This is a genomic window from Flavobacterium sp. LC2016-13 (genome assembly GCF_009707955.1).
GTDB lineage: Bacteria > Bacteroidota > Bacteroidia > Flavobacteriales > Flavobacteriaceae > Flavobacterium.
This window is the reverse complement of sequence record NZ_WMDQ01000002.1, coordinates 741,171-752,239: the sequence shown is the minus strand read 5'-3', so window position 1 is coordinate 752,239 and position 11,069 is coordinate 741,171. Positions and strand designations below refer to the sequence as shown.

The following is an 11,069-nucleotide window of genomic DNA, read 5'->3' as shown; positions in this document are numbered from 1 at the left end:
TTAAGCCCGCCTGCGCAGATGGTACTGCAGTTATGTGGGAGAGTATGTCGTCGCCTTTCTTTTGAAAACACCCTATTCTTATGAATAGGGTGTTTTTTGTTTTATAAAAGTTTTTTATTTTCCCTCAAATTAAACCGCTTGGTGGTTTTACTCTTCTAAAAAACAATCCCCTATTAGATCTTTTAATCCTTCTTTTTGTTTTTGAGAAAGTATATTTCAAGTTTTTGATTTATATGCTAACGAAATATTGCTAATTTTGTTTTGTTAATTCTTTATGTCAAAAATTACAGCTATGAAAAATATTTTTTCTAAAGATGATTCTATTGAATTTATTCAACGTATAAATATACTTAAGCCTGATTCTAAAGCACTTTGGGGTAAAATGAATGTTGCGCAAATGCTTGCTCATTGTAATGTAGCTTTTGAAATGGTTTATGATAATATTCATCCTAAGCCAGGAATTTTTATGAAAATGATTTTAAGATTGTTAATTAAAAATAAGGTTGTTAATGAAAAAGCATATGGCAGAAATGGTGAGACGGCTCCTCAGTTTATTATTAAAGATGACCGTAATTTTGAAATAGAAAAAAATAGGCTGATTGGTTATATAAATAAGACACAACAATTAGGTGAATCTGCATTTGATGGAAAAGAATCTCATTCTTTTGGTAAATTAACCTCTAAAGAATGGAATAATATGTTTTCAAAACATTTAGAGCATCATTTAAGTCAATTTGGTGTTTAATACTTAGAATGGTTATCTATAAATTATTTAATTTGTAATACTATGAAACTATATCTTATTATTTTTTTGTTTTTTGGGCTTAATTTGAATGCTCAAAAGCAAGATGTTCAGAAAAGTATTGAAGTTTTTTTTGATGGATTTCATAAAAAGGATACATTAAAAATACAATCAGTTTGTGCAAATAAAATAATTTTACAATCAATTAGTGAAAGTGTTACTAAGGGCAATAAATTAACAGACGAAAGTGCAAAAGAATTTTATAAAGCTATTGCTTCAATTCCGTCAAACATGAAATTTCAAGAGAAAATCTTAAGTTATAATATTCAAATTGATGGAACAATGGCTCACGTTTGGGCACCTTATGAGTTTTATTTAAATGATAAATTGAGTCATAGTGGTGTAAATACTTTTACACTATTTAAAGAAAATAATATTTGGAAGATTATTTATTTAATTGATACCAGAAGAAAATGATATTTTAGATTACTTCAGTATGATAGTAATTACAAACATCTGTCAATAAACATTCATTACATTTAGGTTTTGGTCTACAGGTTTCTCTTCCAAGAAATGAAATTGCCATTCCAATTTCGGACCAAATAGGTTTAGAAAGTACTTGCATTAAGTCTTTTTCTATTTTATTTCCATCTTTACTTTCTTTAATCATTCCAATTCTGGGAGCAACACGAATAACATGTAAATCAGAAATTATGCCCTCTGCAGGCTGATTGGTTTCTCTTAAAATTACATTTGCTGATTTTCTCCCAATACCTTTTAAGGCCGTTAAGCCCTGCATGGTCAAAGGAATATCATCATCGGTTTTTATCGTTTTTGCAATTTCAAGTAACCATTGTGCTTTCGTCGCAAAATTGCGAACTTTACTTATGTAAGGTATAAATGTTTCAAAATCAGCTTTAGATAAGGTTTTTAAAGTTGGATATTTTTCGAATAGAATTGGAGCAATAGTATTAATGTTGGCATCAGAATCTTGTGCTGACAAAACAACCATTACTAATAATTGATAAGTGTTTTCGTAATTTAAAGGATGTTTCTTTCCCTTATATTTCTTTAATATTGGTTTTAATTTAGCCGCCCAATCTTCTGTTTCTCCAAATAAGTCCATTTTTAGTTTACTTTAGAATTTAGTAATGAAAGACATAACTATTACAAAATTAATTACTTTTTATAAATTCTATGATTTTTTTGATAACATTCTGATTTCCAAGAATTTTTCTGTGACCTAAGCCTTCAGTTAAAAACAGGTTTCCATTTTCGAGTTGTTTATGGATATGAATTCCAGCTTTTACAGGAACTTCAGGATCATCGTTGTCATGTATTACTAAAACAGGGATTTTTATTTTTTGTGCAGCTTTATATGCTGAAAAATCATTCATTTTAACATTGTATTGATTTTCGAAAAGATCACGTAAACGATTACTGATTTCTTGTTTTAATGTCAATTTTGAAATGAAGTCATCTAAGATATCCTGAACAATATCTCCACTTCCAATTATAATAGCTTTATTTACTTTTAATCCATCTTTAATTGCATTTAAGACGGACATTCCACCTAATGAATGACCAATTGCGAAATCAAATGGCCCATATAATTTTTCTATTTCTAAAATTGAGGCTATAAACTCAGACATTATTGTAGTTTTTCCTTCAGATTTTCCGTGTGCAGGAGCATCAAAACTTATCGTTGAAAATCCAATTTTGACTAACTCATCTGCTATTTTGAATAATTGAGTTCCACGGCCTGACCAGCCATGTACTAACAAAATTTGACGTGGGCTTGTTCCGTATTTATACGTTACAATATTTTTATTAATTGAAGGAATGAAAATTGTGTTTTGAATGCTTTTATGATCCATATCTAGTTCTCTTTTTGGAACCTTATGTTTTATTGGTGTTGTAAAAAGTCTTGCAGCATATTTTGTAACCAAATTAGTTGAAATAAAAGCGCATATTCTACTTGTTAATATGATAAATTGTGGAATTTTTAAAGATTGAGTTGGATTGATAGCCTTTTTTGCCATATTACTAATTTTTTTCGGAAGTCTTTATTTTACTTATTTTTTCCTAAATTTAGGAAACATAAAAGTAGCATATTAATAGATGTTTACTTAAAAAAATAAACCAAAAATAATTTTAATAATAATAGTTATACGTTTCTAAAATGGAAATATTTCATATTAGTGCAGAATGTTATCCAATGGCAAAGGTTGGCGGTCTGGCAGATGTTGTAGGTGCATTACCAAAATATCAAACGAATGCGGGCCATCAGGTTCGAGTTGTGGTTCCTTGTTATGATACAAAATTTAGAAATGAAAATGATTTTGAATGTGTTCATTGGGGAAGTGTAAAATTGGGAAATTTTGATTTTCCGTTTAGTGTTTTAAAGGAAACAACAAATAAACTAGGATACGAATTATATCTGATCGAAATTAATGAATTATTTAATCGTCCAAATATTTATGGATATGAAGATGATATTGAAAGATTTTTGTCTTTTCAAATAGCTGTTCTCGATTGGATTTCAGCCAGAAAGCAAGTTCCAGATATTATAAATTGTCACGATCACCATACTGGTTTAATTCCGTTTTTACTGAAATATGCTTATAAATACGAAGGCTTAAGAAAAGTAAGAACTGTAATTACGATCCATAATGGTTTATATCAAGGATGGTTTGGTTTTGATAAACTTCATTATTTACCGGAGTTTGATCTGATTCACGTTGGATTTTTAGAGTGGGAAAATTCACTTAATTCGTTAGCTGTTGGAGTAAAATGTGCTCACGCGGTAACAACTGTTTCTCCAAGCTATTTAAACGAAATTAATATTTCGGCAAATGGTTTAGAGTCATTATTTAATATGGTTCGCAACAAATCCAGAGGAATTTTAAACGGAATTGATATTGAAGTTTGGGATCCTTTAAAAGATAAAATGATTGTTAAAAATTATTCAATTGATTCATCCGAAATCGGAAAACAAAAGAATAAAGAAAAATTATGTGAGCAATTTGAATTAGATCCTTCAAAACCATTATTTAGTTTTATAGGAAGATTATTTGAAGAAAAAGGTGGCGATTTATTGCCTCAGGCTACTGCATTAGCGTTATCAGAAAATTTTGAAAATATAAATATCCTGATTTTAGGATCCGGGAATTCAGTTATTGAAGAACAATTGGTTCAGTTGAGAAATGATTATAACGGGAATTACAATGTTTTCATTGGTTATAATGAAGAATTAGCACACTTAATTTATGCTGGCTCAGATTTTATTTTAATGCCTTCGAGAGTAGAACCTTGCGGATTGAATCAGATGTATTCGTTGCGCTATGGAACGATTCCGATTGTTAGAAGAACCGGAGGATTGCGTGATACTGTAATTGATTTTGGAGATAATGGAAACGGAATTTGCCACGATCAGGCCTCTGTTGGAGATATTTGTTACTCTGTAAATCGTGCGGTAAAATTGTATGATGATAAAATCAATTTCAATGAAATAAGAAAAAAAGGAATGGAGACAGATCATTCCTGGGAAAGCGTTTGCCAAGAATATATTGAGATATACAACCTAATAATTGAGAAAAATGAAATTTAAAAAGAAAAATGTCGTTGCTATTATTTTAGGAGGAGGACAAGGATCACGTTTGTTTCCGTTAACAGAAACTCGATCAAAACCTGCAGTTCCAATTGGTGGAAAATACAGATTGGTTGATATTCCTATTTCAAATTGTATCAACTCGGATATTTTTAAAATATTTGTTTTGACACAATTTAACTCTGCGTCTTTAAATGCACATATCAAAAACACTTTTAATTTTAGTATTTTCAGTCAATCATTTGTAGATATTTTGGCCGCAGAGCAAACTCCTGATAATCCAACCTGGTTTCAGGGAACGGCTGATGCTGTTCGCCAATGTATGTCGCATTTTTTAAAACATGAATTTGATCATGCCTTAATTTTATCAGGAGATCAATTGTATCAAATGGATTTTAATGAAATGCTAGAAGCTCATATTGCCGCTGATGCAGCTATTTCTATTGCAACTTTACCAGTAAATGCTAAAGATGCACCTGAATTTGGAATTCTTAAAACCAATCACGAAAGCTGTATTGAAGCTTTTATAGAAAAGCCGGATGCTTCACTTTTGCCTCAATGGGAATCTGAAGTTAGCGAACAAATGCAGGAGAAAGGGAAAAAATATTTGGCTTCGATGGGAATTTATATTTTTAACCGACAATTATTAGAAGATTTAATGTCGGACCCGCATACCAAAGATTTTGGAAAAGAAATTATTCCGCAAGCTGTTGGGAAACATAAAATATTAAGTTATCAATACGAAGGATATTGGACAGATATTGGAAATATTGAATCATTTTTTGAAGCAAATATTGGTTTAACAGCTGATATTCCTGAGTTTAATTTGTTTGATAACGATAATAAAATTTTCACCAGACCAAGATTATTACCACCGTCAAAATTTAGAAATTCGATTATTAATCAATCCCTAATTTCAGAGGGTTGTATTATCAATGCAAAAGAAATTAAAAGCTCTGTAATTGGCATTCGTTCCAGAATTGGAGAAGGAACCGTATTAGAGAATTGCTATGTAATGGGCAATGATTTCTACCAGGATCTTGATGAAATGAATCATGAAAGTACCATCAATAAAATTCATGTTGGAATTGGAGAAAACTGTTATATAAATAATGCCTTAATTGATAAGAATGTTAGAATTGGAAACAATGTTCATATCAGCGGAGGCAAGCATTTAGATAATTTTACCAATGAATTATACAGTATTAAAGATGGAATTGTTGTTATTAAAAAAGGAGCTGTTCTTTCTGATAATTTTAGAATAGAATAAACTCAAAACTAATTATTGCCTTAAAAACCAAATATGAATAAAGTCATCACGCACTCTTTATTTACTGATTTTGATATTGATTTATTCAAAGCAGGGAAACACTTCAAATTGTATGAAAAATTAGGAGCGCATTTAGTTGAAGTTAATGGAGTTAAAGGTGTATATTTTGCAGTTTGGGCGCCTACAGCACAATCTGTTTCTGTTGTAGGTGATTTTAATTATTGGACACAAGGCGAACATTTACTGCAAGTTCGTTGGGATTCTTCAGGAATTTGGGAAGGATTTATTCCGGAACTTGATAAAGGAGCGCTTTATAAATATAAAATTCAATCTAGTATCGATGGAGTTATTACAGAAAAGGCAGATCCTTTCTCTTTGTATTGTGAAAAACCGCCACATACAGCTTCTGTTGTTTGGGATTTAGATCATAATTGGAAAGATGAAAAATGGATGAAATCCCGTAAAGAAAACAATACATTAGATAAACCATATTCTGTTTATGAAGTCCATTTAGGTTCCTGGAAACGAGGAGAAAATAATCGTTTTTTAACTTATCTGGAACTGGCAGAAGATTTAGTTTCTTATGTAAAAGAAACTGGTTTTACACATGTTGAGTTTATGCCCATTATGGAATATCCTTATGATCCGTCGTGGGGCTATCAATTGGTTGGTTATTTTGCACCAACTTCACGTTTTGGAAAACCACAGGATTTTATGGTTTTGGTCGATAAATTACATCAGGCCGGTATTGGAGTAATTTTAGATTGGGTTCCGTCGCATTTTCCTGATGATGCGCACGGTTTAGGTTTTTTTGATGGTTCACATTTATACGAACATCCGGATCGCAGAAAAGGCTATCATCCGGATTGGAAGAGTCTTGTTTTTAATTATGGCAGGAATGAAGTTCGCGCTTTCCTGATTAGCAATGCTGTTTTCTGGCTTCAAAATTATCATGTTGATGGTTTGCGTGTTGATGCTGTTGCTTCGATGTTATATCTTGATTATTCGAGAAATGAAGGTGAGTGGGAACCGAATATTTACGGAGGAAGAGAAAATCTAGAAACGATAAGTTTTCTTAAAGAATTTAATGAAGTTATCTACGCTAATTTTGATGGAGTTCAGACTATTGCTGAAGAAAGCACTTCTTATCCAATGGTTTCAAGACCAACATTTACGGGTGGTTTAGGTTTTGGAATGAAATGGATGATGGGCTGGATGCACGATACTTTAAAATACTTTCAAAAAGAAACTGTTTATAGAAAATACCATCAAAATGACTTGACTTTTTCGATGACGTATGCTTTTACAGAAAATTTCATGCTTCCGTTTTCACACGATGAAGTGGTCTACGGAAAAAAATCTATAGCTAATAAAATGTCTGGCGACGAATGGCAGAAATTTGCCAATTTACGATTGTTATATGGCTACATGTTTACACATCCCGGAACCAAATTATTATTTATGGGTTCTGAATTTGGACAAAGTGACGAATGGAATTTTGAACAAAGTTTAGACTGGCATTTATTGCAATATGACTATCATTCAGGAATTAAAAAAATAATTACAGATTTAAATCAATTATATAAATCACGTCCCGCTTTGTATGAAAAGCAATTTAGTGGAGAAGGTTTTGAATGGATTAATTATTCAGATCATCAAAATGCTGTTTTATCTTATATCCGAAAAGGGAATAATTCGAACGAAAATGTTGTTGTAGTTTGTAATTTCACGCAAGTTGTGAGAGAAAATTATAGAATCGGGATTCCACAAAAAGGCAGTTTACACGAGATTTTTAATAGTGATGCTATTATTTATGGAGGAAGCGGAGTTTCAAATTCAAATATCTTAAAAATTGAAGCTGTTCCTTATGATGGCAGAGATTTTTCTATCGAATTAATTTTACCGCCTTTAAGCGTTACCGTTTATTCTTTCGAATAAATTTTAAGATTAATTTGTTTGATGCCATTTTGCTAATTTAATATACTTAAATTATCAATTTGTCGATTTTGTAATACGTAATTTATTAGTCAGGCAACAAAAACGTTTTCGTGAATAAACCTTTTATTCATAGAGGCTTATGAAGTTTTTTTGTATGTTTGAAATAGAGATTAGCATTAGGATAATTAATTCATTAGCGATATGATTACAAATACATCATTAGAATATAAAGGCGATTTATATCCATCAAAAATCGTTTCATACGAGCATGAAGGCGATACTATCTTTTTTAATACAGACAACAAAGTAATCTTAAAAGTCACGATTCTTAGAGATAGTTTAATTCGGTTTCGTTTTACTACAAAAGGTTATTTTAGCAATGATTTCTCATACGCCATTGATAAAACCCAATTGCATGGATATAATTTTCTGGAATTAACAGAAGAAGAAGCTTTCTTTCAGATAAGAACCAGTAAAGTAAAATGCAAAATTCAGAAAGCAGATCTTCGTTTGTCTATTTATGATTTAAATGACCTTTTAATCCTAGAAGATGAACTTGGTTTTCATTGGGAGGAAAGCTATGAATATGGTGGAAATATCGTAAAAATGAGTAAATCTTCTAAAGATGGAGAATGTTTTTATGGTCTTGGCGACAAAGCAACTCAAATGAATTTAAAAGGCAAAAGATTAGAAAATTTTGCCACAGATCAATATGCATATCAAAAAGAACAAGATCCATTATATAAAGTAGTTCCGTTTTATATTGGTTTACATAACAAACAATCGTACGGAATTTTCTTTGATAACACATTTAGAACTTTCTTCGATTTTTGTCAGGAAAGAAGAAATGTGACCAGTTTTTGGGCAGAAGGCGGCGAGATGAATTATTATTTCATTTACGGGCCACAAATGGAAGATGTTGTGGTAACTTATACAGATTTGACCGGTAAACCAGAATTACCGCCTTTATGGGTTTTGGGATATCATCAATGTAAGTGGAGTTATTATCCGGAAAGCAAAGTAAAAGAAATTACCTCGAAATTTAGAGAACTTAAAATTCCATGTGATGCCATTTATCTCGATATCGATTATATGGAAGGTTTTCGATGTTTTACGTGGAGTAAAGAATATTTTCCTGATCCGAAAAGGATGGTTGCCGAATTAGCTGAAGACGGTTTTAAAACCGTTGTAATCATAGATCCCGGAATTAAAATCGATAAAGATTACTGGGTTTATCAGGAAGCTTTAGAAAAAGATTATTTCTGTAAAAGAGCCGATGGACCTTATATGAAAGGAAAAGTCTGGCCTGGAGAATGTAATTTTCCAGATTATACAAATCCCGCAGTTAGAGAATGGTGGGCAGGATTATTTAAAGAATTAATTTCAGATATTGGCGTAAAAGGTGTTTGGAATGATATGAACGAACCGGCTGTTATGGAGGTTCCTAATAAAACTTTTCCAATGGATGTGCGTCATTGGTACGATGGAAATCCTTGCAGTCATAGAAAAGCACACAATATTTATGGAACCCAAATGGCAAGGGCAACGTATCATGGTGTGAAACGTTTTGCTTATCCAAAAAGACCTTTTGTAATTACAAGATCGGCTTATTCAGGAGCACAGCGTTATACATCTTCTTGGACGGGTGATAACGTAGCTACTTGGGAACATTTATGGATTGCCAATATTCAGGTTCAAAGAATGTGTATTTCAGGAATGGGTTTTACCGGCTCTGATATTGGAGGTTTTGCAGAACAGCCAACAGGCGAATTGTACGCGCGTTGGATTCAATTGGGTGTTTTTCATCCGTTTTGCAGAACGCATTCTTCAGGAGATCACGGTAATCAGGAACCTTGGGCTTTTGATGAAGAAGTAATCAATATTACCAGAAAATTTGTCAGCCTTCGTTATCAGTTATTACCTTATTTATATACTATGTTTTGGCAATATATCGAAGAAGGGATTCCGATGTTGAAACCATTGGTTTATTATGATCAGGACGATACACAAACACATTATCGCAATGATGAATTCATCTTTGGAAATCAAATTTTAGTATGTCCAATTCTTGAACCTAATGCTTTAGGAAGACGTATGTATATCCCAAGAGGAGAATGGTATAACTACTGGACAAATGAATTTTATACAGGAGGAAGAGAGGTTTGGATTGATACTAAATTTGATGAAATTCCGGTTTTTGTAAAAGCGGGTGCCATAATTCCGAAATATCCGGTTCAACAATATGTGGGAGAACTTGAATTTGATGAATTAACACTTGATATTTATTATAAAAGAGGTAAAGAGAAATCTGTTGTTTATGAAGATGCACAAGACGGTTATGATTATAAAAAAGGACGTTACAGTTTTTTATCTTTCAAAACCATCGGAAAAGAAAAAGAGCTGATAGTTCAATTACATAAAGAAGGAAAATTTGATACACCGTATACCAAATATAAAATCAACTTGATTGGTTTACCTTTTAAAGTTACAGAAATCGAAATTGATAATGAAAAAGTCGAATTTGACAATGTAAATTTTGGAGAGAATAATTCTTTAATTATTGATAAAGAGTTCACTGAATTGCATATTGTTGGTGAATGATAAAATTATGATAGGTTTGGATTTAATTATATAAAATATCTTATTAAAATATTCGTTATTTTTACTTTATAATTAAAATTTATGATCATGAAAAATTACTTTTTCTTAACAATTTTTGCAGCACTTTTAGTTTGTGCATGTGCAACCAATCCTGTTACAGGAAAAACGAATCTGAATTTTGTTTCAAACAGTGAATTGTTTCCAACCTCTTTTCAACAATACAATACTTTTATAGCCGAAAATAAAGTTATAACAGGAACAGCAGATGCAAAAAGAGTTGATGCAGTTGGTACCAGAATAAAAAACGCCGCAGAAAAATATTTGACTTTTTTAGGACAATCACAATACTTGAAAGATTATCGCTGGGAATATAAATTAGTAGATAATAAAGAAGTAAATGCATGGTGTTTACCAGGAGGTAAAATTGTGGTTTATTCAGGAATTTTACCAATTACACAAAACGATGCAGGTTTAGCAACTGTTATGGGACACGAAGTTTCTCATGCTTTAGCAAATCACGGTGCACAAAGAATGAGCGCCGCACAATTACAGCAAATTGGCGGAGTAGCACTGGGCGCTGCAACAAGCGGTAAATCTGAGGCTACACAAGCAATATTTTCTCAAGCTTACGGACTTGGTACTGAAGTAGGAGTAATGCTTCCATTTAGCAGAAGCAATGAAACTGAAGCTGATAAAATTGGATTAACACTTATGGCGATTGCAGGATATAACCCAGATGATGCAATTTCTTTTTGGAGCAGAATGTCAGCTAAATCAGGCGCAGCAGGAACTCCTGAATTTATGAGTACACATCCTTCTGACGCTACCAGAATTGCCAATTTAAAAGCATTAATTCCGGAAGCAAGAGCAACAGCAGCAAAAGTTGGCGTTATAAGATAATATTGAAA

At 32.0% G+C, this 11,069-nt stretch carries 9 protein-coding genes; 7 read left to right on the top strand and 2 right to left on the bottom strand.

Annotated features, from left to right (window positions below):
* The first annotated feature begins 292 nt into the window (after positions 1–292).
* Both GKZ86_RS07270 and GKZ86_RS07265 read left to right on the top strand, forming a co-directional pair.
* A complete protein-coding gene (locus tag GKZ86_RS07270; protein WP_154782434.1) occupies positions 293–745 on the top strand; it encodes a DUF1569 domain-containing protein in 453 nt (150 codons plus the stop codon).
* Between the two features lie 42 nt (positions 746–787).
* A complete protein-coding gene (locus tag GKZ86_RS07265) occupies positions 788–1,219 on the top strand; it encodes a nuclear transport factor 2 family protein (protein ID WP_154782433.1) in 432 nt (143 codons plus the stop codon).
* Between the two features lie 4 nt (positions 1,220–1,223).
* Here the strand turns inward: GKZ86_RS07265 and nth are convergent, their stop codons facing one another.
* Positions 1,224–1,868, bottom strand: a complete 645-nt coding sequence (nth, locus tag GKZ86_RS07260) for an endonuclease III (RefSeq protein WP_154782432.1) — start codon at positions 1,866–1,868, stop codon at positions 1,224–1,226.
* Between the two features lie 49 nt (positions 1,869–1,917).
* The gene (locus GKZ86_RS07255; protein WP_154782431.1) at positions 1,918–2,784 is read right to left on the bottom strand and encodes an alpha/beta hydrolase; all 867 of its coding nucleotides are present in this window, start codon (positions 2,782–2,784) and stop codon (positions 1,918–1,920) included.
* 140 nt (positions 2,785–2,924) lie between these two features.
* Between GKZ86_RS07255 and GKZ86_RS07250 the strand changes: the two genes are divergently transcribed.
* The 5 genes from GKZ86_RS07250 (at position 2,925) to GKZ86_RS07230 (ending at position 11,061) form a co-directional block, all read left to right on the top strand.
* A complete protein-coding gene (locus GKZ86_RS07250; RefSeq protein ID WP_154782430.1) occupies positions 2,925–4,352 on the top strand; it encodes a glycogen synthase in 1,428 nt (475 codons plus the stop codon).
* On the top strand, positions 4,342–5,622 hold the full coding sequence (locus GKZ86_RS07245) for a glucose-1-phosphate adenylyltransferase (RefSeq protein ID WP_154782429.1): 1,281 nt from the start codon (positions 4,342–4,344) through the stop codon (positions 5,620–5,622). The genes GKZ86_RS07250 and GKZ86_RS07245 overlap by 11 nt, the downstream gene beginning before the upstream one ends.
* 33 nt (positions 5,623–5,655) lie before the next feature.
* Positions 5,656–7,560: a 1,4-alpha-glucan branching protein GlgB gene (glgB, locus tag GKZ86_RS07240; RefSeq protein WP_154782428.1), complete on the top strand. Its 1,905-nt coding sequence runs from the start codon at positions 5,656–5,658 to the stop codon at positions 7,558–7,560.
* 201 nt (positions 7,561–7,761) lie between these two features.
* On the top strand, positions 7,762–10,161 hold the full coding sequence (locus GKZ86_RS07235) for a glycoside hydrolase family 31 protein (protein WP_154782427.1): 2,400 nt from the start codon (positions 7,762–7,764) through the stop codon (positions 10,159–10,161).
* A gap of 87 nt (positions 10,162–10,248) precedes the next feature.
* Positions 10,249–11,061, top strand: a complete 813-nt coding sequence (locus tag GKZ86_RS07230; protein ID WP_154782426.1) for a M48 family metallopeptidase — start codon at positions 10,249–10,251, stop codon at positions 11,059–11,061.
* The last annotated feature ends 8 nt before the right edge of the window (positions 11,062–11,069 follow it).

Bases quoted from the DNA above. Each gene is read 5' to 3' on its own strand.
- GKZ86_RS07265 (WP_154782433.1), top strand. From the start codon at position 788: ATGAAACTATATCTTATTATTTTTTTGTTTTTTGGGCTTAATTTGAAT.
- nth (WP_154782432.1), bottom strand. From the start codon at position 1,868: ATGGACTTATTTGGAGAAACAGAAGATTGGGCGGCTAAATTAAAACCA.
- GKZ86_RS07245 (WP_154782429.1), top strand. From the start codon at position 4,342: ATGAAATTTAAAAAGAAAAATGTCGTTGCTATTATTTTAGGAGGAGGA.
- GKZ86_RS07235 (WP_154782427.1), top strand. From the start codon at position 7,762: ATGATTACAAATACATCATTAGAATATAAAGGCGATTTATATCCATCA.
- glgB (WP_154782428.1), top strand. From the start codon at position 5,656: ATGAATAAAGTCATCACGCACTCTTTATTTACTGATTTTGATATTGAT.
- GKZ86_RS07250 (WP_154782430.1), top strand. From the start codon at position 2,925: ATGGAAATATTTCATATTAGTGCAGAATGTTATCCAATGGCAAAGGTT.
- GKZ86_RS07270 (WP_154782434.1), top strand. From the start codon at position 293: ATGAAAAATATTTTTTCTAAAGATGATTCTATTGAATTTATTCAACGT.
- GKZ86_RS07255 (WP_154782431.1), bottom strand. From the start codon at position 2,784: ATGGCAAAAAAGGCTATCAATCCAACTCAATCTTTAAAAATTCCACAA.
- GKZ86_RS07230 (WP_154782426.1), top strand. From the start codon at position 10,249: ATGAAAAATTACTTTTTCTTAACAATTTTTGCAGCACTTTTAGTTTGT.